Annotated in this window: 23 protein-coding genes; 18 read left to right on the top strand and 5 right to left on the bottom strand. The window is 55.5% G+C overall.

Annotation, left to right across the window (positions count from 1 at the left end; genetic code table 11):
- The first annotated feature begins 71 nt into the window (after positions 1-71).
- The 3 genes from ACN0YD_RS13705 to ACN0YD_RS13695 are packed head-to-tail and all read left to right on the top strand — an operon-like array spanning position 72 to position 2,862.
- A complete protein-coding gene (locus ACN0YD_RS13705) occupies positions 72-1,163 on the top strand; it encodes a class I SAM-dependent methyltransferase (protein ID WP_417320710.1) in 1,092 nt (363 codons plus the stop codon).
- A 40-nt stretch (positions 1,164-1,203) separates the two neighbouring features.
- Positions 1,204-1,983 carry a methyltransferase family protein gene (locus ACN0YD_RS13700; protein ID WP_417320708.1) on the top strand — a complete coding sequence of 260 codons (780 nt, stop codon included), beginning with the start codon at positions 1,204-1,206 and terminating at the stop codon, positions 1,981-1,983.
- Positions 1,984-2,028: 45 nt separating this feature from the next.
- Positions 2,029-2,862 (top strand): alpha/beta fold hydrolase, encoded by an 834-nt coding sequence (locus tag ACN0YD_RS13695; protein ID WP_417320706.1) that lies wholly within the window; start codon positions 2,029-2,031, stop codon positions 2,860-2,862.
- 251 nt (positions 2,863-3,113) lie between these two features.
- Here ACN0YD_RS13695 and ACN0YD_RS13690 read toward each other — a convergent pair whose 3' ends face one another.
- The gene (locus ACN0YD_RS13690) at positions 3,114-3,992 is read right to left on the bottom strand and encodes a helix-turn-helix domain-containing protein (protein WP_417320704.1); all 879 of its coding nucleotides are present in this window, start codon (positions 3,990-3,992) and stop codon (positions 3,114-3,116) included.
- A gap of 162 nt (positions 3,993-4,154) precedes the next feature.
- On the opposite strand from ACN0YD_RS13690, the gene pobA reads away from it, so the two are divergent.
- Positions 4,155-5,330: a 4-hydroxybenzoate 3-monooxygenase gene (gene pobA, locus ACN0YD_RS13685; protein ID WP_417320702.1), complete on the top strand. Its 1,176-nt coding sequence runs from the start codon at positions 4,155-4,157 to the stop codon at positions 5,328-5,330.
- Between the two features lie 24 nt (positions 5,331-5,354).
- On the opposite strand, the gene ACN0YD_RS13680 is transcribed toward pobA, so the two are convergent.
- A complete protein-coding gene (locus ACN0YD_RS13680) occupies positions 5,355-6,623 on the bottom strand; it encodes a LysR family transcriptional regulator (RefSeq protein WP_417320700.1) in 1,269 nt (422 codons plus the stop codon).
- A gap of 153 nt (positions 6,624-6,776) precedes the next feature.
- Between ACN0YD_RS13680 and ACN0YD_RS13675 the strand changes: the two genes are divergently transcribed.
- The 10 genes from ACN0YD_RS13675 (at position 6,777) to ACN0YD_RS13630 (ending at position 17,296) form a co-directional block, all read left to right on the top strand.
- Positions 6,777-7,484: a 4-carboxy-4-hydroxy-2-oxoadipate aldolase/oxaloacetate decarboxylase gene (locus ACN0YD_RS13675; protein WP_417320698.1), complete on the top strand. Its 708-nt coding sequence runs from the start codon at positions 6,777-6,779 to the stop codon at positions 7,482-7,484.
- 5 nt (positions 7,485-7,489) lie between these two features.
- Positions 7,490-8,584 (top strand): 4-oxalomesaconate tautomerase, encoded by a 1,095-nt coding sequence (locus ACN0YD_RS13670; protein WP_417320696.1) that lies wholly within the window; start codon positions 7,490-7,492, stop codon positions 8,582-8,584.
- The gene (locus tag ACN0YD_RS13665; protein WP_417320694.1) at positions 8,581-9,459 is read left to right on the top strand and encodes a DUF1932 domain-containing protein; all 879 of its coding nucleotides are present in this window, start codon (positions 8,581-8,583) and stop codon (positions 9,457-9,459) included. The genes ACN0YD_RS13670 and ACN0YD_RS13665 overlap by 4 nt, the downstream gene beginning before the upstream one ends.
- A 12-nt stretch (positions 9,460-9,471) precedes the next feature.
- A complete protein-coding gene (locus ACN0YD_RS13660; RefSeq protein WP_417320693.1) occupies positions 9,472-10,497 on the top strand; it encodes an amidohydrolase family protein in 1,026 nt (341 codons plus the stop codon).
- Positions 10,494-11,393: an amidohydrolase family protein gene (locus ACN0YD_RS13655; RefSeq protein WP_417320691.1), complete on the top strand. Its 900-nt coding sequence runs from the start codon at positions 10,494-10,496 to the stop codon at positions 11,391-11,393. The genes ACN0YD_RS13660 and ACN0YD_RS13655 overlap by 4 nt, the downstream gene beginning before the upstream one ends.
- 2 nt (positions 11,394-11,395) lie before the next feature.
- Positions 11,396-11,785 (top strand): protocatechuate 4,5-dioxygenase subunit alpha, encoded by a 390-nt coding sequence (ligA, locus tag ACN0YD_RS13650; protein WP_417320689.1) that lies wholly within the window; start codon positions 11,396-11,398, stop codon positions 11,783-11,785.
- Complete coding sequence (locus tag ACN0YD_RS13645; RefSeq protein WP_417320687.1) at positions 11,785-12,627, top strand: class III extradiol dioxygenase subunit beta; 843 nt, start codon at positions 11,785-11,787, stop codon at positions 12,625-12,627. Before ligA ends, ACN0YD_RS13645 begins: the two co-directional genes overlap by 1 nt.
- A 20-nt stretch (positions 12,628-12,647) precedes the next feature.
- Positions 12,648-13,598, top strand: a complete 951-nt coding sequence (locus tag ACN0YD_RS13640) for a Gfo/Idh/MocA family oxidoreductase (RefSeq protein WP_417320685.1) — start codon at positions 12,648-12,650, stop codon at positions 13,596-13,598.
- Positions 13,599-13,610: 12 nt separating this feature from the next.
- Positions 13,611-14,603: an aldo/keto reductase gene (locus ACN0YD_RS13635; RefSeq protein ID WP_417320683.1), complete on the top strand. Its 993-nt coding sequence runs from the start codon at positions 13,611-13,613 to the stop codon at positions 14,601-14,603.
- A 320-nt stretch (positions 14,604-14,923) separates the two neighbouring features.
- Positions 14,924-17,296, top strand: a complete 2,373-nt coding sequence (locus ACN0YD_RS13630; protein WP_417320681.1) for a TonB-dependent receptor — start codon at positions 14,924-14,926, stop codon at positions 17,294-17,296.
- A 72-nt stretch (positions 17,297-17,368) separates the two neighbouring features.
- Here the strand turns inward: ACN0YD_RS13630 and ACN0YD_RS13625 are convergent, their stop codons facing one another.
- From ACN0YD_RS13625 to ACN0YD_RS13615, 3 genes are all read right to left on the bottom strand, one after another.
- Positions 17,369-18,949, bottom strand: coding sequence for a GMC family oxidoreductase (locus ACN0YD_RS13625; protein WP_417320679.1), 1,581 nt, complete (start codon positions 18,947-18,949; stop codon positions 17,369-17,371).
- The gene (locus ACN0YD_RS13620) at positions 18,946-19,512 is read right to left on the bottom strand and encodes a gluconate 2-dehydrogenase subunit 3 family protein (RefSeq protein ID WP_417320677.1); all 567 of its coding nucleotides are present in this window, start codon (positions 19,510-19,512) and stop codon (positions 18,946-18,948) included. The genes ACN0YD_RS13625 and ACN0YD_RS13620 overlap by 4 nt, the downstream gene beginning before the upstream one ends.
- 61 nt (positions 19,513-19,573) lie before the next feature.
- Entirely contained in the window at positions 19,574-20,164 is a 591-nt protein-coding gene (locus tag ACN0YD_RS13615) for a winged helix DNA-binding protein (RefSeq protein WP_417320675.1), read from the bottom strand.
- Positions 20,165-20,417: 253 nt separating this feature from the next.
- Here ACN0YD_RS13615 and ACN0YD_RS13610 point away from each other — a divergent pair, with 253 nt between their 5' ends.
- The 4 genes from ACN0YD_RS13610 (at position 20,418) to ACN0YD_RS13595 (ending at position 25,962) form a co-directional block, all read left to right on the top strand.
- Positions 20,418-21,524, top strand: a complete 1,107-nt coding sequence (locus ACN0YD_RS13610; RefSeq protein ID WP_417320673.1) for an LLM class flavin-dependent oxidoreductase — start codon at positions 20,418-20,420, stop codon at positions 21,522-21,524.
- A gap of 116 nt (positions 21,525-21,640) precedes the next feature.
- Positions 21,641-22,369, top strand: coding sequence for an ABC transporter ATP-binding protein (locus tag ACN0YD_RS13605; RefSeq protein WP_417320671.1), 729 nt, complete (start codon positions 21,641-21,643; stop codon positions 22,367-22,369).
- Positions 22,370-24,736: an ABC transporter permease gene (locus ACN0YD_RS13600; protein ID WP_417320669.1), complete on the top strand. Its 2,367-nt coding sequence runs from the start codon at positions 22,370-22,372 to the stop codon at positions 24,734-24,736. It abuts the gene before it with no gap.
- Positions 24,736-25,962 carry an efflux RND transporter periplasmic adaptor subunit gene (locus ACN0YD_RS13595; protein WP_417320668.1) on the top strand — a complete coding sequence of 409 codons (1,227 nt, stop codon included), beginning with the start codon at positions 24,736-24,738 and terminating at the stop codon, positions 25,960-25,962. The genes ACN0YD_RS13600 and ACN0YD_RS13595 overlap by 1 nt, the downstream gene beginning before the upstream one ends.
- Positions 25,963-26,025 lie beyond the last annotated feature (63 nt).

Raw genomic sequence — 26,025 nt, 5'->3', positions numbered from 1 at the left:
ACTTATCATACATCTGTCGCTGATGCAAAGTGCCCCGCAACTACAATATATGATTCTAACGGGGATATGAAATGACTGTGATGACCAAAGTTAAGCCGGCTCTTGATGAAGCGCGAATGGAAAATTTCGCCGAGCGGGTGTGTGATATTCTGAATGACGGAGCGGTCGGCTTCATGATTTTTGTGGGCTATCGCCTGCGTCTGTTTGATGCCATGTCCGAGAGGGGCGGCTCCGGTACAAGCCGGGAAATTGCCGCCGATGCCGGGCTTGCCGAACGATATGTCCGCGAATGGCTCTGCTCCCTGACTGTCGGCGGATTGATTGACTATGAACCCGAAAGTGGCCGTTTCACCTTGCCGCCGGAACATGCGGCCATGTTGTGCCGCAACGGGGCCGGGGAAAATCTGGCTGTTTTCTCACAGCATATTCCCATGGTGGCGTCTATCTATGAAACCATTCTGGAGGTTTTTCGTACCGGCGAGGGTATTTCCTATGAAAACTATCCCTGTTTTCACGAGGTAATGGCGGAAGACAGCAACATGAGTGTCGTTTCGGCTCTTTTTGACAATATTCTTCCCCTCCTCGGGGAAATGCAGGGCAGACTTGAAGAGGGCATCGATGTTTTTGATGCCGGCTGCGGACGGGGCCAGGCGCTGATGGCGCTGGCGGAGCGCTACCCCGCGAGCAGGTTTACGGGCTATGATCTGTGCGAGGATGCCATAGACTTTGCCCGTTTCGAAGTTGCCCGTCGCGGTCTTGACAATATTTCCTTCAGGGTTTTTGACATGACCGGTTTCGAGCTTGAGGAGAAGTTCGATCTGATTACCTCCTTTGATGCGGTACATGACCAGAAAGACCCGCAGCATTATCTGAAGCGGATTTTCCGGGCGCTGCGTCCCGGCGGTCTCTATCTGATGCAGGATATCGGCGGATCCGCCAGGCTGGAAAACAACCATGACTTTCCAATGGCGGCATTTCTGTATACTATATCGTGCACTCACTGTACGCCGGTTTCCCGCGCCCAGGGTGGGGAAGGTCTCGGCACCATGTGGGGCTGGGAGACGGCTCTGGACATGCTCCGGGAGGCCGGTTTTGGGAAGATCGAAAAAAATACGCTTGAACATGACCCGATGAACGTCTGGTTCATCTCCCGCAAGGGATAATAGCTAATTCAATAATTATTTATAAAAGAGGGATTATGAAATGAGTGAATTCAATCAGATACAGGACGAGGCAAAAACCGGTACCGGTTTTGCGGTCAAGGCATTTGCACTGATTTCCTATACGGCTTTCACCTTGCTCTTTGCCTATTATGCGTTTTATCTGGCCGGCAGCCTGGTGCCGGTCCATGTGGACAATATCCGGCCGGCGCCGATGCCGGAAATGCTGGCTGTCAATATCGGCCTGGTCATGCTGTTTGCGGTTCAGCACACCATCATGGCCTCACAAGGCTATAAGGCATGGTTCGCAAGTCAATTTAACCCTGTCTGGGAGCGCCCGGTGTTTGTCGCGGTCTCAACTTTTACTTTTTTTATCTTGATGTGGCAGTGGCGCAGTCACCCGTTGGAGATCTGGCATATGGAAGCAGGCTGGGCGGTGGCGCTGATGTGGGGGCTGTATGTTGCGGGCTGGCTCATTATGCTCATCTCCACACATCTGATCGACCACTGGCACTTGTTCGGCATCAAGCAGGCTCTAAATGGTCTAGCGGCATCTGCACCCGACCAGGATCAGGGCTTTGTGACACCGTTATTTTACAATCTGGTGCGCCATCCCATGATGACGGGTACTGTCATGCTGCTCTGGGCTACCCCTTATATGACCTTGGGTCATCTGGTTCTGTCGGCGGCCCTGACGATCTATATCATGGTGGGAATTCGTCTCGAGGCCAGGAAACTTATCGAGGAACTCGGGGGCGAATATGAACAGTATCACAGGACAATGCCGGCCCTCTTTCCGGGTCTGAAAGTATGGCGTAAATAGTCCCTGTCATGGGTACAGATGGTGGTCAGGCAGTGGGATACAAGCATGAAACATGACATAAATCTGAACGGCTATCGGATCAGCTATCATAGCGGAGGAGAGGGGCCGCCTCTCCTCTTTGTCCATTGTTCCAGCGCCAGCCACCGGGAATGGAAGGGCATCGGCAGCCGCCTTCATGAAACTTTCCAGACCCTGATGCCGGATCTGCCGGGATATGGCGAGTCAGGGGAATGGTCGCTGGATGAACAGGGCAATCCGCTCGTTAATGATACGGATGCCCTGGCCGCCCTTCTGGAGGTGGCCGACGAACCGGTGCATGTCATTGCCCATTCTTATGGCGGGGCTGTCGCCCTGCAAATGGCACTGGCAGAATTCTACAGGCCGTCACCCCGGATCAGGAGCCTGTTTCTGGTGGAGCCGGTCTCTTTTCACCTGCTCAGGACCGGCGGCCGCTTGTCGGATTGGGCGAGTATCGATCGCCGGGCCGGGAACGTTATCCGTCAGACCGGCGCGGGGAATATTAAAAAGGCCGCTGATATTTATATGTCCTACTGGCTTGGCTGGCTGAAATGGCGGCTTGCGCCGAAAAAATTTCGCGCCGAGGTGCACCGGACCATGCCCAAGGTGGCCTATGAGTTCGGCAATATGTATCGCTATGACCAGAAACCCGGCGACTATGCCTTTATTAATTGTCCGGTGACCCTGGTTTGCGGCAGCAAAACCACGCGACAAGCCCGGGCAGTGACAGAAGTACTCGGCCAGGCTCTGGGGCAGGCAGAAACTCATATCCTTGACGGTGCCGGTCACATGAGCCCCTTTACCCATCCCGAGCCTGTTTATCATTTAGTGAAGGATCATCTGGAGAAGGCCGGATCCTGATTCTATGTTGACAGGTAAAACTGGGCGGTTTCCGTAAAAATTACCGCTAGAACCTCTTCTCAAAAATTCTGTATCAACCTGCTTGATCGCCGTCAGGAAGTTATCTCGGTCAAATTTAGCCGTCCCGCTTCCGAAGAAAATCTGTTTGAAACCGGCACTTGGAAAGATCAGGATGGTCTGCCCGCTGATTGACCTGAACGGTGCCTATACGGTGCCTATACGGGGGCTTCCCGGTGATTCTTGGGGAATGATCAAGCCCTCCTGGTAAAGGCCTGACGAAATTCGGAGGGCTTGCGACGGGTCTTTTCGCGAAAGAATTTGGAAAAATGGGCGGGATTGCTGAACCCCAGTTCCCAGCCAATCTCCGAAATGCCCAGCGACGTATAGATCAGCAGCCTTCTGGCTTCCAGGAGGCTGCGTTCCGTGATCAGGTCCGAGGCGGGGACATCCAGAACCTGCTTGCAAATCCGGCTCAAATGGGTCGGGGTGATGCCGAGTATTTCCGCATAGCGGCCGACCGGCCAGCGTTCACGAAAATGCATATCCACCAGCTTCTGGAACTCTCTCAGCAGTTTTTGTTTCTGGCTGGCGGCGCTCTGCGGGACATCTTCCTGTGGTGGGAAAGTCCGATACAAGGTAACGGCCAGATGTGTAAGGAGGCTCCGCACACCAAGTCCACGCATGGGTTGAGACACGGCATGTTCCCGTTCGATGCCGGCAAAAATTTCGCGAATTTCATTTGTCTTTGTTTTCTCCTCGCTGTGGAAAATTCTGGCTTTTGCCAGATAGTTGATCAGGACAGTCTCCTCTTCCAGTATTCGCTGCAGGAACGGGTCGGGGACGGTCAGAACCCAGCCTTCGGTATCGGGCAGGAAGTCAAAGCCATGAACAGACATGGGGGGCATCAGGATGACATGCCCGTTCAGCAGGAAGTGGTTCTGGCTCTCGATCAGCGCCGTTCCGCCACCTTTTGAGATAAAAAAGAACTGATACAAATTGTGATGCCGGTGGGCATGAAACTTCCAGCCAAAGCCCAGACTTCGGGCGCGGATGGACTCGATATGCAGATAATCCGGGAAGATCTCTCGATCCTCTTCACCATAGAGAACGAAATTGGGAATCATTTCCATCAGGGGGCAGCCTTTTATTGCCAATAATGTTCGAAATATACAAATTATTGTCACGACTGTCTATTTAAACAGCCTCATGTCTCTTTTACTATCTGGATATTCACGAATTTAAAAGCACCCTGAGTGGTGTGATATTTGCTAATTCTTCGGGAGCTTCAAGTCATGCGAACACAGGTCGGAATTATCGGCGGCGGGCCGTCGGGTCTTATTCTCTCTCAGCTTCTTCATCTCCAGGGCATCGAAAGCGTGGTCCTCGAACGGAAGACCATGGACTATGTCCTGACCCGGATCAGGGCGGGTGTGCTTGAACAGGGCTGTGTGGATCTGCTGCGTGAAGCCCAGGCACATGAACGCATGGACCGGGAAGGATATGAGCATGACGGGTTCAATATCGCCTTCCAGGGGGAGTGTCACCGGGTGGATCTCAAGGGCCTGACCGGCGGCACCGGTGTGATGGTTTACGGCCAGACAGAAATCACCCGTGATCTGATCGAGGTTCGCCGTGCGGCTGGCGGCACCATCATTGAGGAAGCGGAAGTGTTGGGGGTCGAGGGTGCCGAGACTGACAGTCCGGTCATCCGTTACAAGAAGGACGGCCAGGAACATACTCTTATCTGTGATTTTGTGGCCGGCTGTGACGGCTATCATGGCGCAAGCCGGCGCTCAATTCCCTCAACGTTGCTGAAAACCTTTGAAAAGGTTTACCCCTTTGGCTGGCTCGGCATCATGTCGGAAACACCGCCCGCGGATCATGAACTGATCTACACCCGGCACGAGCGCGGTTTTGCCCTCTGCAGCATGCGCAATGAAAACCTCAGCCGTCATTATATCCAGTGCTCCCTGGATGACAGCGTGGATGACTGGTCAGATGACCGTTTTTGGGACGAGTTGCGCCGCCGCCTGCCGGAAAATGTGGCTGACACGCTGGTGACCGGTCCGTCCATTGAAAAGAGTATTGCTCCTTTGCGTAGTTTCGTATGCGAAACGATGCGCCACGGGCGCCTGTTCCTGGCCGGGGATGCCGCCCATATTGTGCCGCCGACCGGGGCCAAGGGCCTGAACCTGGCCGCGTCTGACATTTATTTCCTGTCACGGGGACTGATCGAGTTCTACAAATCCGGCAGTGAGGCCGGTCTGGATACTTATGCCTCCAAGGCCCTGCGCCGGGTATGGATGGCGGAGCGTTTCTCCTGGTGGATGACGTCGCTTCTGCATAATTTCCCCGAAACCGGCGGGTTCGGCAGCCGCATGCAGGATGCGGAACTGGATTATCTGTTTGGCTCCAAAGCAGCACTCACGTCGCTGGCGGAAAACTATGTGGGCCTGCCTTATGAATAGGGTTTTTCCCTGAAGCAAACTTCCCTACCTATTGCGGTTCTCAGGATACCTCCCCTGGAACCGCATTTCTTTTTGCGGCTCTTCCAGGGCAAGCCGCTGAATGATATCCACCAGCTTTTGCTGGGCGAAGGTCGGATGCCAGTCCTTGCGGGCAAAGAGCATGATCGGACGTTCTGTTTCTTCCCGGTTGGCCAGGTGGCGGGACAGCAACAGGCCGGTGCCGAGTTCATACCTGGCCTGGGCATCTGACAGCAGCATCAGCCGGTCATCATTCATCAGCAAGACCCGGGAAGCACTCAGGGAATTGCATTCGACAATGTCTTCCGGCGGGCTGAGGCCCGCTTCTTCAAACATATGGTCGAAGTGGCGACGGAGCGGGGAATCCGCCCGCGGCGCCACCCAGGGATAGTGTCTCAGTTGTTCGATGGACAGGTCCGACACCTCCGCCAACGGGTGACCGGGCCGCATCAGCAGTGACAAAGGGTCATCAAACAGGTGCGACTGGGTCACGCCCTGGGACGACAGATCCTGCCGCGCTGCGCCGATCAGGAAGTCGATGGCGCCGCGTTTGAGGTCATGCAACAGGGTTTCGAAGGGCCCTTCGACAATGGAAACCAGATATCCCTTGTTTTCCCGACAGAAGCGGGAGATCGCCTGGGGGGCAAGATGGCTTCGCGCCAGCGGCATGGCGCCGACGGTAATCCGACCGCTGCCGGTGCCCTGGAAGGCGGCAATTTCCGACTTCGCCTGCTCGAGCTCGGAAAAGGCGAGCTCTACTTTGTGGGCGAAACGGGCGGCGGTTCGCGTCGGTCTTACCCCGAAACTGGTTTGTTCGAAAAAGCTCTGGCCGATAATCCGTTCGAGATCGCGCGCCGCCCGGTGGATGGTGGGTACGGCAATGCCGGTGGCCCGGGCGCCGGCGGAAAAGCTACTGTATTCGGTGATGGCGATCAGCGCCTGCAGCTGGGAGGTGGTGATGTTTCTTTCCACCCGCGCCCGTTCCCTGCGGTCGAGCCCGGGCAGTTCGCCTATGGCTTCGGAAAAATGCTCGAAAAAACGCACCACCCTCTTTTTCAGCAGTTCGCCGCAGTCGGTGAGAAAGGTGCCGGTTCTCTGCCGGATGCAGAGATCAGCCCCGAAATATTGTTCCAGATTACTTAAACCTTGGGTTACGGCGGGTTGGGACAGGCCGATCTCGCCGGCCGTGGCTGTCAGGGTTTTGCCCTCTGCGAGAAGGCTGAAGGCCCTTATATGCCGCAGGTTTGGAATCGTCTGGTCGGTTTTGTTTTTCATTGTTGTCACGAGCTGTCCGGACTGTTGTCTGAAATGTTTCCCCTGATATATCTTTAGCATTTTTTTATGGATAAAAACAATTATCTATTGGCGTTAATGTTCAGGAGGTGAGAGACTCCGCCCATCTCAACCACAATCAATGGAGAGGGTTCTATGGGAGTCGTCGTAACCAATGTCAAACGCACCGAGAAATCGGTCGTGGAAGCCTTCCAAAAAGGAAAATACGGTGTCGCCACCGTGCATGAGGCGCAGGGCCGTAAGGGTCTTCTCGCCCCCAACATCAATCCGATCTATCGCGGCGCCTATATTGCCGGCACGGCGGTCACCATCAGTGCGCCGCCCTGTGACAACTGGATGATCCATGTGGCGGTGGAGCAATGCCAGCCTGGTGACGTGCTGGTGCTTGCCCCCACGTCCTTTTCCGACGCCGGTTATTTCGGCGACCTGCTGGCCACCAGCCTGAAGGCCCGCGGTGTGCTTGGCCTGGTGATTGATGCCGGTGTGCGCGACACCAGGGACCTGGAAGGAATGGGTTTCCCGGTCTGGTCCAAATGCGTGTTCTCCCAGGGTACCGTGAAGGAAACCCTGGGCAGCGTCAATGTGCCGGTGGTTTGCGCCGGGGCCCATATCAATCCGGGTGACCTGATTATCGCCGATGATGACGGTGTGGTGGTTGTGGCCCGTGAAGAGGCCGCTGACATTCTGGAGAAATCCCGCAAGCGTGAAGAAAATGAAGAGGAAAAACGCCAGAAACTTGCCGCTGGCGTGCTTGGCCTCGATATCTATGACATGCGCCCGCGGCTGGAAGAAAAAGGCCTGAAATATATCGACCAGCAAGATTACCTCAAAGGACAGGGATAAGCGCCATGCTGACGGCCATACCGGCCACTTTGATGCGGGGCGGCACATCAAAGGGCCTCTATTTCGATAAAAAGGATCTGCCCGCTGACGAGGATACCCGCAACCGGGTCCTGCTCGCGGCCATGGGTTCCCCTGATGTGCGCCAGATTGATGGCGTTGGCGGGGCCCATCCGCTGACCAGCAAGGTGGCGGTCATTTCGCCCTCGGAACGAGATGATGCAGATGTGGATTATCTGTTCCTGCAGGTGGTGGTCGACAAGGCAGAAGTCAGCGACAGCCAGAACTGCGGCAATATCCTCGCCGGGGTCGGCCCCTGGGCCATTGAAAACGGATTTCTGGAAGCGCAGGACGGGGTTACCCCGGTGCGCATCCATATGGTCAATACGGGCAGTATTGCGGTGGCCCATGTGCCTACGCCGGGCAGTCAGGTGGAATATGAGGGCGAGGCCCGTATTGACGGTGTGCCGGGAACGGCCGCGGCCGTTCCCATGGATTTTCTGGATGTGGCCGGCTCTTCCTGTGGTGCGCTTCTGCCGACCGGCAATATTATCGACGAAGTGCAGGGGGTTGAACTCACCTGTGTCGATAACGGTATGCCGGTGGTGTTGTTGAAGGCGGCTGATTTCGGGCTTTCCGGCACGGAAGCACCGGAAGAACTGGAAGCCAACGCAGCACTGAAAGAGCGGATCGAAAGCATTCGACTGGAAATCGGACCGAAAATGAACCTTGGTGATGTGAAGGCCAAGACCGTGCCGAAAATGACCCTGATTTCCCCGCCGCAGAGTGGCGGTGTGGTTTCGACGCGGAGTTTCATTCCCCACAGGGTTCATGAGGCGATCGGTGTGCTGGGCGCAGTCAGTGTAGCCACCGGCTGTGTATTGCCGGGATCGGTGGCGGAAGGAATAGCGAAATTGCCGGCCCCCTCCGACGGCGCGCAAAGGCTTGAGGTGGAGCACCCGACGGGTTTTTTCACCGTGGACATGGATGTGGACATCAAGGGTGGCGAGGTGGAAGTCAAGCGATCCGCCCTGCTGCGCACGGCCCGCAAATTGATGCGGGGTGAAGTCTATATCCCCGGTAAAGTCTGGAGCGGCGCATGAGCGGGATTAAAAAAATCTGCCTCCTTGGTTTCGGGGAAGTGGGCCAGACCCTGGCTGAGGACCTGCTGAAGCACAGCGGTCTGACGCTCAGTGCCTGGGATATCAAGTTTCCCGATCCGGACAGCATTCCGAGCCGGGGCCTTGACAAGCTTGAGGTGATCATCGGGGGGAATGCGCCGGAGGCGGTGTCCGGGGTTGACCTGGTGATCTCTGCGGTGACAGCGGCGGAAACGCTTAAGGCAGCGGAGTCTGTTCTGAGCGGGATCGGCGGTGAGACCTTCTTCGTTGACATGAATTCCGCTTCGCCCGGTATGAAGCAACAGGCCGCAACACTGATCAATGAGGCGGGTGGCCGTTATGTGGAGGCGGCAGTGATGTCGCCCATCGGCCCCAAACGGATTAACACAAGTATCCTGCTGGGCGGTCCTTTTGCCAATGATTTCGAGCCTTTGGCGAAGGAGCTGGGTTTTTCCGGCATGAAGGTCTTTTCCAGTGAGTATGGCAAGGCCTCCGCCGCCAAGATGTGCCGTAGCGTCGTGGTCAAGGGTGTCGAGGCGATCCTGACGGAGAGCCTGCTGTCCGCCCGGCATTACGGTGTGGAGGATACGGTGGTGAATTCCCTCAATGACCTGTTTCCGGGACCCGACTGGCAGGTGCTGTCCCGCTATATGATTTCCCGTTCCCTGGAACACGGCAAGCGCCGGGCGGAAGAAATGCGCGAAGTGGCGCGCACGGTACAGGAAGCGGGCATCGAACCGTTGATGAGTACGGCCTCGGCAGAACGCCATGACTGGGCGGCCCTGAGAAAGGACGCCCTCAGGGAAGAAGACCTGGCGGACATGCTGGACGCCATAATGAAGATTGATTTGCAGTAAGGAGAAACTGCCATGCTGATTATTGACTGCCACGGTCATCAGACCATCGTGCCCCAGGCCCATCTGGACTATCGAGAGGCCCAGAAGGCGCGCCTCAAGGATCCATCCCTGCCCAAGCCGTTGCTGCCGGAGATGAGCGACGATGAAATCCGTGAAGGGATTGAAGCCAACCAGCTGAGGCTGGTCAAGGAGCGCGGGGCAGATCTGACCCTGTTCAGTCCCCGGGCTTCCGCTATGGAGCCCCATGTGGGGGATCAGGAGACTTCTAAAGACTGGTCCATTGCCTGCAACAATCTGATCCACCGGGTGACACAGTTATTCCCCGAGACTTTTATCGGCGTCGGCATGTTGCCGCAGTCTCCGGGCGCACCGCTGGATAACTCCATTGCCGAGCTGGAGCGCTGCGTCAACGAGCTTGATTTCGTGGGCTGTAACCTGAACCCGGATCCGTCCGGCGGCCACTGGAACGCGCCGCCGCTGACCGACCGTTACTGGTATCCCATGTATGAAAAAATGGTGGAACTGCAGGTTCCGGGGATGATCCATGTGTCTGGCTCCTGCAATCCCGCTTTCCATGCCACAGGTTCTTATTATATTGCCGCGGACACCAATGCCTTCATGCAGTTCCTGCAGGGCGACCTGTTCAAGGATTTTCCGGATCTGAAATTTATCATTCCCCATGGCGGTGGCGCCGTACCCTATCACTGGGGTCGTTACCGGGGTCTCGCCGACATGCTGAAACAGCCACCGCTGGACGAGCATGTGATGAAAAATATCTATTTCGATACCTGTGTTTATCATCAGCCGGGCATTGACCTGTTGTTCGATGTTATTGACATCGATAACATCATGTTCGGTTCCGAAATGGTTGGCGCGGTACGCGGTATCGACCCCCAGACCGGCCAGTATTTTGATGATACGAAACGTTATCTTGATAACCTGAATCTGTCCGACGAAGACCGCTACAAGGTGTTCGAGGGCAATGCCCGCCGGGTTTATCCGCGTCTTGATGCGCTGCTGAAGAAGAGGGGTAAATGAGTACAAAGTTCGAAAAAACCCCGGGCTGGCTGGACTGGTTCCAGGGGCCGTCGAAGCCCAAATATACGCCACCGCCGGGGGCCGTGGACGCCCACTGCCATGTGTTCGGCCCGGGGGATGAGTTCCCCTTCGCGCCGGAACGCAAATATACCCCCTGTGATGCGTCAAAGGACCAGCTGTTTGCCTTGCGCGATCACCTCGGTTTTACCCGCAATGTGATTGTCCAGGCCACCTGCCACGGTGCCGACAACCGGGCGCTGGTGGATGCCATCGCCCATTCCGGCGGCATGGCCAAAGGCGTGGCCTCTGTGAAACCTGATGTGACGGACGAGGAGCTGCAGGCCCTGAATGCTGCCGGCGTGCGCGGTGTGCGGTTTAACTTCGTGAAGCGCCTGGTGGATGCCCTGCCGCGGGAACCGCTGATGAAGATTGCCGAGCGCATCAAGCCGCTGGGCTGGCATATCGTCATCTATTTCGAGGCCCAGGAGTTGCCGGAACTTTATGACTTTTTCGCGTCCCTGCCGACGACAGTGGTGGTGGACCACATGGGCCGTCCCGATGTCACCAAGCCGGTGGATGGTCCCGAGTTCGAATTGTTCCTGAGACTGATGCGCGAGAATGAAAATTTCTGGTCCAAGGTTTCCTGTCCGGAACGCCTTTCGGTGGAAGGCCCGCCGCACTACAGCGATGTTGTACCCTTCGCCCGCCGGGTGGTAGAGGAATTCCCCGACCGGGTGCTCTGGGGTACGGACTGGCCGCACCCGAACCTGAAATCACATATGCCCGATGATGCATGGCTTGTGGATGTGATTCCGCATATTGCCCCGACCGAAGAGCTGCAAAAGAAGCTTCTGGTCGATAACCCCATGCGACTTTACTGGCCTGAGGAGAAGTAACCATGGCACTAGATAAACCTTACGAAGATGTCCCCGGGACAACTATTTTTGATTCTGACCAGGCCCGCAAAGGCTATCACCTGAATCAGTTTTGCATGTCCCTGATGAAGGCCGAGAACCGGGAAAAATTCAAGGCCGACGAACGTGCCTATCTCGATGAATGGCCCATGACAGAGGAACAGAAGCAGGCGGTTCTCGACCGGGACTACAACCGGGCGCTGGCGCTTGGCGGTAATATTTATTTCCTGGCCAAGATTTTTTCCACCGACGGTCTCAGCTTCCAGTATGCCGCGGCAACCATGACCGGTATGACCCAGGAGGAATATGCGGAAATGATGTTGCACGGTGGCCGCAGTCCGGAAGGAAATCGTTATAAAGAGGAGAAGAAATAATGGCACGAATTACTGCAGGTGTCGGAAGTTCACACGTGCCGCTGATCGGTCGTGCGATTGATACGGGAAATACCCAGGATGACTACTGGAAGCCGCTGTTTGACGGTTATGAGTTCACCAGGAAATGGGAAGAGCAGGAAAAGCCCGATGTGGTGATCCTGGTCTATAATGATCATGCCTCTGCGTTTGACATGAAAATGATCCCGACCTTTGCCATCGGCACTGGCGAGCACTTCAAGCCTGCCGATGAAGGCTTCGGTCCGCGGCCGGTGCCGGATGTGGAAGGTGCGCCGGATCTGGCCTGGCATATTGCCCAGTCCGTGATCCAGCAGGATTTTGACCTGACCATTGTCAATGAAATGGATGTGGACCATGGCCTGACCGTGCCGCTGTCATTGATGTTCGGCCAGCCGGAGAAATGGCCCTGCAAGGTTATTCCGCTGGCGGTCAATGTGGTTGTCTATCCGGTGCCCAACGGGCGTCGCTGTTTCAACCTTGGCCGTGCTATCCGCAATGCGGTGGAAAGTTTTGACGAGGATCTCAACGTGCAGATCTGGGGCACAGGCGGCATGAGCCACCAGCTCCAGGGACCGCGCGCCGGCCTGATCAACAAGGAATGGGACAATGCCTTCCTTGACCGTCTGGCCGACAATCCGGAGGAGCTGTGTAATATCCCCCATGTGGAATATATCCGCGAGGCCGGGTCCGAAGGGATCGAACTTGTCATGTGGCTGATCATGCGCGGGGCGCTCACCGACAAGGTCAAGGAACTGCACAAACATTATCATGTGCCGGCATCCAATACAGCTGTCGGGCATATCGTACTTGAGAGTCAATTCTAGGAAAAAGAAAGAGGTTTGATATGAAAATCGTTCTTGCAGGCGCCGGCGCTTTCGGCCTGAAGCACCTGGACGGCCTGAAAAATATCGACGGGGCGGAAGTTGTCTCTATCGTCGGGCGCAGACTGGAGCCGACACAGAAAGTTGCTGACGACTATGGCATTCCCCATGCCACCACCGACCTTGCCGAAGCTCTCGAGCAGCCGGGGGTGGACGCGGTTATCCTTTGTACCCCGACCCAGATGCATGCCGATCAGGCGATCCAGTGCATGAAGGCGGGCAAGCATGTGCAGGTGGAAATTCCGCTGGCCGACAGCTGGGAAGATGCGGAAGCGGTCATGAAGGTACAGCAGGAAACCGGCCTTGTCTGCATGGTCGGCCATACCCGCCGTTTCAACCCGTCCCACCAGTATGTCCATAACAAGATCGCGGCCGGGGAGCTCGCCATCCAGCAGATGGATGTGCAGACCTATTTCTTCCGTCGCAAGAATATGAACGCCAAGGGCGAGCCCCGGTCCTGGACCGATCATCTGCTGTGGCACCACGCCGCCCACACCGTCGACCTGTTCCAGTATCAGACCGGCGAAAAGGTTGTTGTGGCCAATGCAGTCCAGGGTCCGCTGCATCCGGAACTGGGTATCGCCATGGACATGTCCATCCAGCTCAAGACCGAGAATGGCAAGATCTGTACCCTGTCCCTGTCCTTTAACAATGACGGGCCGCTGGGCACCTTCTTCCGTTATATCTGTGACAACGGCACCTATATCGCCCGCTATGATGATCTGGTGACCGGTAAGGAAGAGCCCATTGACGTTTCCAAGGTGGATGTGTCAATGAACGGGATCGAGCTTCAGGACCGCGAATTCGTTGCCGCGATCCGTGAGGGGCGGGAGCCCAACTCCAGCGTCGGGAAAGTTCTTCCCTGCTATAAAACCCTCTATGATCTCGAACAGCAACTGAACGAGCAGAACTAACAGGGGAAAGTCGTGAAAGAGCGGAAAATCGGTGAATTCAGGGTAGGGGAAATCGGCTTCGGCTGTATGAATCTGAGCCATGCTTACGGCGTACCGCCGAGCCCGGAGGCGGGCAAGAGTCTTCTTCTGGAGGCTGTTGATCTGGGCATCACCCATTTTGACACTGCCGCTCTTTACGGCTTTGGCCGTAACGAAGAACTTGTCGGTCCCGCCCTGAAACCGGTCCGGGACAAGATCATGCTGGCCAGCAAATGCGGCATGCAGGGCGTTGACGGTGCACGCGTCATCGACGGCCGTCCCGAAACCATGCGCAAGACGCTGGAGGATTCTCTTCGCAGGCTCGAGACCGAGGTGATTGACCTCTATTACCTGCATCGCTGGGACAAAAACGTGCCCATCGAGGAGAGTGTTGGCGAAATGTCCCGCTTTGTGGAGCAAGGCAAGGTCCGGGCCATCGGCCTGTCCGAGGTGTCCGCCGACACTCTGCGCAAGGCCCATGCCACCCATCCCATTGCCGCGGTGCAGACGGAATATTCGCTCTGGACCCGCAATGCGGAAATCAAGGTTCTGGATGCCTGTGAGGAACTGGATGTGGCCTTTGTGGCTTTCTCTCCGCTTGCCCGCGGGTTTTTGACCGGGATTGATCTTGATCCGGCCAATTTTGCCGAAAAGGATATTCGCCGCCATATGCCCCGTTTCCAGGAACCCAATTTTTCTGAAAATGCGAAGCTGCTGCCGGAATTCCGAGCCATTGCGGACGATGCGGGCTGCACTCCGGCTCAGCTGGCGCTGGCCTGGCTGCTGCACAAGCGTCCCTTCATTCATGTCATTCCCGGCACCACCTCAATTGCCCATCTGGCGGACGATGTGGCCGCCAGCGGGGTTGAACTGGCCAGCGACAGTATGCGGCGGGTGGAAGAGCTGATCAATCAGACGACCATCAGCGGGCCGCGCTATCCGGCCGGGACGCAAAAGGAAATCGATACCGAGGAATTTACCTCCTGACGGCAGTACCGCTTATTTAAAAAAGTTAAATCCGGGGCTTTGTTTCCCGGATTTTTTTTAATTCTCCAGGGCTTTCGTTTTTTACTTTAATCCTGAACTAGTTTCCGGCTTTCGAGGCCGGTGCAAACAGGCTGTGCGTCATACTATCTGGCGCTGCAGGCTGTTTCACTGTGCGGAATCCCGGAAATCCGGGGGTTTGCGCCTGGCGCCAAGAAATTCGTTGACAATTCTTTAAATCATTTTAAAGTTTAATTTAATGATAAAAATACATATAAAAATATAAAGCATACAACATTAACATCACAGGGAAGGAAACGACTATGTATGATGCCAGGAAATACATTCGGTCAGTCTATAGCGGGGTTGCGTTTGGTGCGCTGGCCCTGACAATTATGCCCCAGGCCGGGGCGGCGCAGGAACAGCAGAGTGCGGGCGAGATGATTCTCGAGGAGATTACGGTCACGGCCCGTAAGCGCGAGGAAAACCTTCAGGATACGCCGATCTCCATCACAGCCTTTTCCGCCGGAGGTCTTGAGGCCCGCGGCATTTCCGATATCTCCCAGATCGGGGAATTCACCCCCAACCTGGTTTTTGACAATACCGCTGCCATCGCCGCGACAAGTTCCGCGGCTGCCATTTACATTCGTGGTGTGGGCCAGATTGACTGGGCTCTGCCGACTGACCCGGGGGTTGGTCTTTATGTGGACGGGGTCTATATCGCCCGCTCCGTCGGCGGTGTGATGGATCTTCTCGATGTGGAGCGTGTCGAGGTGTTGAAAGGACCGCAGGGTACCCTGTTCGGCCGCAATACCATCGGCGGTGCAATGAGCATCACCACCAAGAAACCCCATGAAGAATTGGAAGGTTACGCAGAAGCAACGATCGGTAGCTATGACCGCACAGACCTCAGGTTTGGCATCAATGTACCGCTGTCTGAAACTTTCTTTGCCAATTTTGCCGGCTCCCGCAAAAAACGGAACGGTTATGTGAAAAACCTGCTGCCCGGTGGACCTGATCTGGGCGACGAAGATGCCTGGGCCGGACGCGCAGCTTTCCGTTGGTTGGCCTCTGATAATCTGGAGATCAATTTGGCCATTGACGGTACCCGGGAGCGGGAAGCGCCGGCGGCCAACGTTTTGATCGGTGTGGATGAAGGGCAGTTCTTCCCGATGGTGACGAACAACGTGATCCCGCTCCGGACGGATTACCATGGTCTTCCGGTTCCGAGTGCCGTATGTTCTGACATGTCCAATCCGGCGCGTCTGTCGGATACAAGTTGCTGGAATGCCCAGTGGATTGCAGGTCCTTTCGAGACCTACAGCCAGCACACGACCCAGAATGAATTTGTGAATAATATCATCGGTCGGCCGATGGAACCCAAAGCCGAGCTTGACCTCTGGGGTGTCTCCCTTGATGTCGATTATGATATTAATGAAAGCATTACCTTGAAGTCCATTACTGCCTACCGGGAAGTAGAGGGATATTGGGCCCGGGATGTGGATCATTCCCCGCTGTTGATCCTGCAAACGGTTAATGAATTTACACAGGAACAGTTCACCCAGGAATTCCAGGTGCTGGGCAACAGCATGGAAGGAAAACTCAACTGGATTGTTGGTCTTTATTATTTCAACGAAACCGGCAATCATATTGACGTGATCGAAATTCCGGGTGCGGTTTTTGACAGTGGTGGTTCCATTGACAATACCTCCAAGGCCGTCTTCGGTCAGGCGACCTATGATTTTACCAACAAGCTCAGCCTGACCCTTGGTGCGCGCTATACGGACGAGGACAAGAAGTTTGATCCGGATTCCACCGTCGCTCAGGACAATGGTCTCGGGTATCCCGTCGGTACTGCCGTGCTTCCAATAACTGGAGTTGGCGAGCAAAAAGCAGAAGTTTTTGATATCCATGCCAACCTGGCCTATCGCTGGACTGAGGAGTTGATGACTTATGCCTCTTATTCGGAAGGCTATAAGGGCGGTACTTTCACCCAGCGTGTTTTCCCGCCCCGTGATGATATCCCCCTGGCTGATCCGGAAACGGTTAAAGCCTATGAACTGGGTTTCAAATCCACCTGGGCAGACAACCGGGTGCGTCTGAACGGTGCCTTCTTCTTGACCGACTATACGGATATGCAGGTTAATGTGACCGAACGCTCTCCGGGCGGCACAGATGCGGATATCGGCATTATTACCCGGAATGCGGCTGCTGCCGAAATCAAGGGTGCAGAACTTGAACTGATCGCGGTGCCTGATGAGCATTGGATTATTGAAGCCGGTCTTGGATATCTGGACGCCAAATATACTGACCTGACCCAACCGGCGATTGATGCGGGCCTGACCTTGGATCATATGTTTGTCAACACACCGGAATGGTCCATCAATGTGGGTGTTGCCTATACCATCAACCTGACTGATGACTGGTCGGTGACCCCGCGTCTGGACTATGCCTTTACCTCCAAGATTGCCAATGACGCCAAGAATACACCGGAGCTTATCCAGGATAAGCTGCATTTGTTGAATGCGGTGATTATGTTTGCGGACGCAGAGGATAAATGGAACGTCAATGTCGGGGTCAGGAACCTGACTGACGAGACCTATCTGGTGGCCGGTGACAATTCCACGGATGGCGTGATCGAGGGTGTTTATGCCCGGCCGCGCGAATGGTATCTCTCCGTCAAACGGAAATTCTGATCCGTTTGATAAACGAACTCACTGTCAAAACTGTTTTGAACGGCCCGGGTTAAAACCCGGGCCTTTTTTTGATCAGGTGATGGAGGACCAGCTATTGGCGATATAATCTGCCGCCCTGAGGGTCAGGGCGTGGACGGTGAATGTCGGGTTGACCCCGCCACTTGTGGGGAACAGGCCCGGTCCGGCGATAAACAGGTTGCTGACCTCGTGGGTCTGGCCGAAGCTGTTGGTGACCGAGCGGCTACTATCCTCGCCCATGACAGTACCGCCCATGATGTGCATGGCGCCGGGATTGCCGGTCCAGACTTCGCTGGCCCCGGCGGCCTCAAAGACCTTTGTGCCGTCCGCCTGACTGTCTTTCCAAAGGGCGATGGATTCCGGATGCATGTCATGGAAGGCGTGAGCCAGCGGCAGGCCGTGATTGTCTTTGTCGGAAGACAGGGTGACCCGGTTATCGGCCAGGGGCAGGTCCTCAACACAGGCGGTCATGGTGGCAAAGCCGTGGGTCGCCTTTTCCATGAATTCGGTGAGTTTCTTTCCGAACAGGGCCGGGTTGCTGCCGCCATAGCCCAGAAGGTCATTGGGTTTTGTCGCCTGGGCGATCATCCATTGGTAACTGCCGAAACCCTGACCGCGCTTGTTCTTGTGATCGTAATTGTCCTGGTTGACCAGCTGGCCGCCTGAGGCACCCAGATAACATTCCGTCTCTTCGTCGAACAGGCCGAACACCAGCCCTGCCGCATGGCTCATGACATAACGCCCGACCATGTCATTCTTGTTGGCAATACCATTGGGATGTTTGTCGGACGTAGACATCAGCATCAGGCGCGGGGTTTGCACGGCAAAGGCTGCCAGCACCACCAGGTCTGCGGGCTGGAACTGTTTCTCGCCCTGTTCGTCAATATAGATGACACCGGTGGTCTTCTCGCCTTTTTTATCGACGGTCACCTCCGATACTGTGGCCCGGTGGCGGATTTCAGCCCCTTGTTTAAAAGCCTCGGGCAGATAGACCGTCTGGGGATTTCCAAGCGCCTTGATCGGGCAGCCGGCGTCACACCAGCCGTCCCAGATGCAGGCCTCGCGCCCATTATAATTTTCCGTATTAATGGCGAGTGGCAGCGGGGCGGTTTTGCGGCCGAGTTTCTCGAACCCCCGGGCAATGACTTCTCCCTGGCCAAAGGTGGGAACGGGCCCCATGGGATAGGGCTCGCCTTCGGGCCGCCAGATTTCCGCTTCCGCATCGCCGGAAACGCCGACCTCTTTCTGGATCCGGTCATACCAGGGCCTGAGGTCGTCATAGGAAAGGGGCCAGTCGAGGCCCTTGCCGTAACGGTTCTGCATGTCGAAGTCTTCTTCGTGCAGCCGTGGCCAGACGGCATAATGATGCAGGGCGGAGCCGCCGGTGCCGAAACCGCTGTTGAAACCATTGCCGACGGTATGGCTGCCGCTTTGTTCCACAGGGGATCCCGCCCATTTGAGGCGGCGGGCGTTGAGGCCGGAACTGACCAGATCGGTGAGCTTGCGTTCGGGACCGGCTTCCAGGATGACGACTTTCTTTCCGGTTGCGGATAGTTTGGCGGCCATCAGGCTGCCGGCGGCGCCGGAGCCGACGATCACGGCATCGACTTTTTCACGGCTTGGGAGCTTGCTCATGTCCAGCTCCTTGTCCCTGGCTCGATATGAGCCAGATAGGGGATATCCAGACGATCGAAACCGGCTTTCGTGCCGTAGGTCACATCAATGGCATCTGACCGGAGTACAAAATAAAAGAAAGGCGCCGGAGGGGCGTTGTCCCAGCCCTTGGGGTTTTCCCGGGAAAGTTGGGAGATGAACTTTTCAAGTTCCTGGTCGGAAAGCCCGGCCAAATCCTTGCCGAAAGTCGCAAGGGCACTTTTATCCAGCGCGGCGAGGGCGGAGCGATAGAAACCGGTGTGCGGGGGATTGACGCCGAGATAACGAATGATCAGCGTGCTCTGTTCCGGGTCACCGGAAAGCTGGTGATCCAGATAATGGGCAAGGCCCATACCGGTAGAGCCGGGAACGATGGCCTCGCCGATCAGGGAAATTAATTCAACTTCTCTTGGGGAGAGTGTTTGGAAGGGAATTTCTTTTTCCCGGGCCTCCGCCGGGGAAAGCAGGACGGTCTTGCCGCCGATAAGAAAGGCGAGGAGCCCTGATGCCGCTCCTTTGCCGAAGGTTCTTCTGTTTAAAGACATGCTGTCCCTCTATATTGTTCGTTTCAGGACAGGTTGTCTTTTCCGTTTGTTCCCGTCCCCTTCAGTCTTCGTCTTCAACCGGGTTGCGATGCGTTGCCGCTACCCTGGCTGCCTGTTCATATATGCCGGTCATCAGATCAAGAATGTGACTGCCGTTTTCCAGATGGGCGTTCATGCCCCGGATAGGCTCGGTTAGCTTGATCAGGAGGCTTTTACGCAACGCCACATAACGTTGAATAACTTCCAGGCCTTTTTTGGTGGTGGTGTAATTGACCCCTTTCCGGCGGTTGTCTTTTGTCGTTTTTTCAATCAGCCCTTCCTGGGTCAGTTTACGGATGGTGTACTGGATGTTGGTGACATCATCCCTATTGAGCAGGCGTCCGATTTCGGTGATGCCCTTGGGCCGGTCCCGCATGGCGATGACATTGAGGATCGCCCCGTCGCTGGCACTCAGGTTTTTACCGGCGGCAACGGCCATGCCTTCCACCTGCCATTTGGAAAAGGCCTCAAAAGTACGGAATAAAGAATATTCCAGTTCCGTAACGGCTACTTCACGCGGTGTCGTGGCCAGATGCCAGCGCCGGTCCAGACCGGCTTCTTCAAACTCGGTATCAATATTTCTGCTGTTGGCCTTGTCATTCTTCTCAGACATCAGGATCCCTTGATTTTATTGTTTCCGGTCTTTCCGGAACTGAAACGCGGGCTCAGTTTAGGCTGATCAGGCTGATTTGAAAACACAGAAATCAGATAAAGGCACCTCCATTCATTATCAGTTTTTTAAAAATTAATTTTATTTGTGTTTTAATGATTATTTTTATATGTAAAATACATTAATAATGGACTCGGAACAAGAGCAAAAAGTCAATTTCACCAATAATCGGGGCGCCCAACAGGAGGTTTTACACATGCCAACAGATAATTCGCTCTTTACACGCAATAAATTCCGGCTCGGTCTTTTTTCTGCCAACTGCTCAAGCGGCATGGCAGTGACCAAGGTGCCGGAGCGCTGGGTAAACAACTGGGAAAATAACATCAGGATGGCGCAGACGGCGGACCGGGTCGGTCTGGACTTCCTGCTGCCCATTGCCCGCTGGGTGGGATATGGCGGAGAAACCAATTTCCACGGTAGCGTGCTGGAAACCATGACCTGGGCGGCGGGGCTTCTGGCGAAAACAGACAATATCAATGTGTTCGCCACCATCCATACGGCCTTTAATCATCCCGGTGTTGTCGCCAAGCAGATCGCCACCATCGACCAGATGTCCGGCGGACGGGCGGGTCTCAATGTGGTTTGTGGCTGGAACAAGCCGGAATATGATGCTTTCGGGCTGGACCTGCCCCAGGATCATGAAACCCGCTACGCTTACGGTCAGGAGTGGTTTGATATCGTCTCCAAACTCTGGACCCATCCGGAGCCCTTTGACTGGGACGGGGAATATTTCAAACTGAAAGACACTTACGGCGATCCCCGGCCTTTGAGGGATACAGTGCCGATTTTCAATGCCGCAGGGTCGAAAGAAGGCCGGGAATTCGCCACGAAAAATGCCGATTTCCTGTTCACCTCCATGATTGAGCTGGAAAGTTCGAAACAGGAAATCATCGACCTGAAAAAACAGGCGGCGGGCAATGGTCGCAACGTGGAAATGCTGACCTTTTCCTATGTGGTCTGCCGTCCGACCCAGAAGGAAGCCGACGAGTTTCACCAATATTACGCCCGGGATAATGCAGACTGGCAGGCGGTGGACAATATCATCAATCTGATGTTCCAGCATGCCCAGTCCTTTCCGCCGGATATGTTGCAGATGCTGCGGGACAGGTTTGCCGGTGGCCACGGCGGTGTGCCGCTTGTGGGAACGCCGGAAGTGGTCGCCCAGGGTCTGATCGACCTTTACGAGGCCGGGTTTGCCGGCACCACACTGGCTTTTGTGAATTACGCAGAGGAGCTGCCGTATTTCGCGGAAACAGTCCTGCCGATCCTGGAGGCACGGGGCATCCGGGTCCCCGTCGGTTGAACCCGAAGCTGATCCTGTGATCAGGCTGCATCTGTAAGGGGTGCAGCCTTTTTTATTTCACAGGACTGGTCTATAGTTGCGGGGTGACAGGTACTCATTAACGGTTGGCGGGGCAGATGACGGAAAATAACGGACTGGGTGACCATCTTACCTTTCGCACCTATGACCTCACGAAACATTATATTTCCGGCGAAACGGTGATCAGGGCCCTTAGGGGGGTGAGTCTGGAGATCCCCAAGGGCGACATGGTCGTCCTGCTTGGTCCCTCCGGTAGCGGCAAATCTACATTTCTGAATATCATCGGCGGGCTCGATACACCGACCTCGGGGGAAGTCTATTTCCGCGATCACAGTCTGTCCCAATATACGGAACGGGAGCTGACCCTGTTCCGGCGTCACCATGTTGGTTTTGTGTTCCAGGCCTATAATCTGGTGCCGAGCCTGACGGCATTGGAGAATGTCGCCCTCGTTACAGATATTTCCACTGATCCCCTGCCGCCTATGGAGGCCCTTGAGGCTGTGCATCTCGGGGATCGGGCCAGCCATTTCCCGTCCCAGCTGTCCGGCGGCGAACAGCAGCGGGTGGCCATTGCCCGGGCGCTGGCCAAACGGCCTGAGGTGCTTTTGTGTGATGAGCCGACAGGTGCCCTGGATAGCGCGACCGGTATTGTTGTGCTTCAGGCCCTGCAGGATGTGAACAAGAAATACGGGACGACCACCGTGATCATTACCCACAATGCCTCGATCGCCAATATGGCTGACCGGGTCATTTATTTCGGGGATGGGCAGGTGGTGGATGTGAAGGTCAATGAAAATCCCATCGATCCAAAGGAGATCAGCTGGTAGATGCTTGCGGCTCTGAACAGAAAATTTCTCCGCGATCTCTGGAACATCAAGGGACAGATCCTGGCGATCATTATGGTCATGGGGTGTGGAATTTCCACTTATGTCATGTCCTTCGGGGTGATGGATTCCCTGGAGCTGAGCAAGGATGTCTATTACGATCGTTATCAGTTCGCCGATGTCTTTGCCCAGATGAAACGGGCGCCCGAGGCAACACGCCAGCAAATTGCCGATATTCCGGGCGTCTCTGCGCTTGAAACCCGGGTTGTTTTCGGGGTTACCGTCCAGGTGGAGGGTATGGATGAACCCGCCACAGGCAAACTGATCTCGGTGCCGGACGGTAGGAAGCCCTTGCTCAACAATCTTTATCTGCGCAAGGGCCGCATGTTGCTGCCGGACGAAGATGACGCCATTCTCTGCAGTGAGGCCTTTGTTAGTGCCCATAACTTTGTCCTTGGCGACCATATTGACATGGTGCTCAACGGGCATAAACGATCCCTGAAAATTGTCGGCGTGGTGCTCAGCCCGGAATATGTCTATTCCCTGGGGCCGGGCGCATTGTTTCCCGATGACAAACGGTTTGGCGTGTTCTGGATGAACCGCCGGGCCCTGGAGGCGGCCGTGGATATGGACGGGGCCTTCAATGATGTATCGCTGCGCCTGGACCGGGGGGCTGATATTGAGGATGTCAAACAGCGCCTCGATGTAATCCTGAAGCCTTACGGCGGTTTGATTGCTTATGGCCGTGACTATCAGATGTCCAACTGGTTTGTGGAAAACGAACTGGAACAGTTGAAGGTGATGGGATTCTTCATCCCGGCGATTTTCCTTTCCGTGGCCGCCTTTCTCGTTAATGTGGTCATGACCCGTCAGATCGCGACCCAGCGGGAGCAGATCGGTATGCTCAAGGCGGTGGGTTATAGCAACTTTGAAATCGCCCTGCATTATCTGAAAATGGTGCTGCTGATTGTTCTGTTTGGCAGCCTGTTGGGAATTGGGGTCGGAATCTGGTTCGGGACCAGTGTGACCGGTATGTATACGCAGTATTTTCATTTCCCCATATTGCGTTTTTCCTTTTCCCCGGAAGTCATGGTTTTTGCAACCCTGCTCTGCGCCGTCGCCGCGGTTGCCGGAACCCTGATTGCCATTCGGCAGGCGGCTATTCTGCCGCCGGCAGAGGCCATGCGGCCCGCCTCACCGGTGCAGTTTCGGGAGACATTCCTCAAGAGACTGGGACTGGAGAGTATCTTTTCCCATCTGTCCAGGATTGTTCTGCGACAACTTGAACGGCGGCCCTTGCGGACACTGTTCTCGACCGTTGGCATCGGCCTGTCCATTTCGATCCTGATCGTTGCCTATTTTATGGAAGATTCCGTCAATTATCTGATGGAAGTGCATTTTGACATGGCCCAGAGGGAAGATATCAGCCTGAGTTTTGTTGAACCGCGAAGCATTAAAGCCCTTGAGGAAATCCGCCTCATGCCCGGTGTGCTGAAAGTAGAGCCCACGCGTGATGTGGCGGTGTTTCTGAAGTCGGGGCATTTTTCAAAACGTTCTGCCATTACCGGCCTCAGGCCCAACCCTGACCTTCACCGTATATTGGGGCAGGACCTGACGGCGATCTCAATTCCCGATCAAGGCATCGCCCTGTCCTTGAAACTTGCGGAAATCCTCCACGTCAGGGAAGGGGATATGTTGACGGTGGAAGTTCTTGAAGGACGCCGTCCGGTGCTTGATATAAGGGTCGCGGATATTGTCGAAGAATTCATTGGTCTCAGCGCCTTCATGAATATGGATGAATTGAACCGGGCGCTGGACGAAAGCACGGTGATCACCGGCGCGTTCCTGCTGGCGGACCCTTTGTGGAACGGTCCGCTCTATCAGGAAATCAGGGATATACCCTCCATCGCCGGCATGAACATCCTGCGCAAGGCGCGGGATATCTTTCGGGAGATTATGGAACAACAGGTTCTGCTGATGGCCACTGTCAATATTCTGTTTGCCGGGCTGATTTCTTTTGGCGTGATCTATAACACCGCCCGGATTGCTCTCTCAGAGAGGGGGCGGGAACTGGCCTCGCTTCGGGTGCTGGGCCTGACCAGGGGTGAAGTGGCCTATATTCTGTTCGGGGAAATGGCGGCCATTGTCCTGATGGCGATTCCGGTGGGATTGCTTATGGGGTATTTGATGGTGCAAGGCCTAACAAAGTTGATGGATACAGAGCTTTACCGAATCCCGGCGGTGATCGACAGGGACACCTATGGCCTTGCTGTCATTGTGGTGATCGTCAGCTCCATTCTCTCCTTTTACCTTGTCTGGCGGCAGGTGGAGAGTATAGATTTGGTCAGTGCCCAGAAGGGGGTTGAATAATGCCGTTTAAAAATATCAAGACAATCGCGAAAATCGGTTTGGGTCTGCTGTTGCTGGCGTTGCTGGTTTATGCCTTTATTCCAGAGGCAGAGGAAGTGGATCTGGAGGCCGTCAGGCGCGGCGATGTCCTGATCGTTCTGGAAGCGGAAGGAAAGACCCGGATCAGGGATATCTATACGGTTTCCGCCCCGATCGAGGGCCGCGTCATGCGCATTGAAAGCGAGCCCGGCGACAGGGTTCATGCCGGTGAGACGGTGATTGCCAACATGACCCCCGCCGATCCCAACTTTCTCGACAAACGCAGTGAAACCCAGGCCAAAGCCGACGTTCGCGGTGCGGAAGCCGTGAAATGGCAGGCGACGACCCAGGTTGAGCGCGCCCAGGCGGAACTGGAATTCGCCCAGGCCGAATACAGAAGAAACGAGGAACTGTTCAAAAAAGGCAATGTCTCCATTGCCCGGCTGGAGGAAGCGGAACTGCAACTGAAAATGCGCCAGGCGGCCCTAAGGGCGACGGAAGCGGACCTGCAGGTGGCCGAGAGCCAGCTGGAATCAGCCCGGGCGAGACTTGTTCAGCCGGGAGCCGCCGAAGCAGCAAAGGAGCGTGATATCCATGACCATATCTGCCAGGTTTGCGTACATGCACCGGTAAATGGCAAGGTTCTGCGCGTCATGCATAAAAGCGAAGGGGTCATTGCCATCGGTACGCCGCTGGCGGAAATCGGCGATCCGGCAAATCTGGAAATCGTTGTGGAAATGCTGTCCCGGGATGCGGTCAAGGTTCAGCCCGGTGACAGGGCCCTGATCCGGCGCTGGGGCGGGGAAGAGGAAATCGACGCCCGGGTCAGGCTGGTGGAGCCCAGCGGTTTTACCAAGATTTCAGCTCTCGGTGTGGAAGAACAACGGGTCAATGTGATCCTCGACTTTATCGATCCGCCCGAGAAATGGCAGAGCCTGGGTGATGCCTTCCGGGTCGAAGCGGGTATTATTGTGGACCGGGCGGAAAATGTGCTTTCCGTACCGGTCAGTGCTCTGTTCCGGGAAAACGGGCAATGGTCGGTGTTTGTCTTCAGCGAGGGCCGGGCAAAGCTGAGCCCTGTTGATGTGGGCCGGAAAAATGACCGGGACGCGGAGATCATCGATGGCCTTCAGGAAGGTGAGAAAGTGATCGTGCATCCCGGCAATAATGTTGCCGATGACGGCCGGGTGGTCGAGAGAAAGCTCTAGGTCTGGTTCTGCCGAAAAAAAGGGCCACTCCTTTCAGAGTGACCCTTTGGTTTTATACCTGGT

The sequence above is a fragment of the Emcibacter sp. genome, assembly GCF_048269205.1.
Classification (GTDB): domain Bacteria; phylum Pseudomonadota; class Alphaproteobacteria; order Sphingomonadales; family Emcibacteraceae; genus Emcibacter.
Note: the sequence above shows the minus strand (reverse complement) of the source record. Positions and strands in the feature narration are given on the sequence as shown.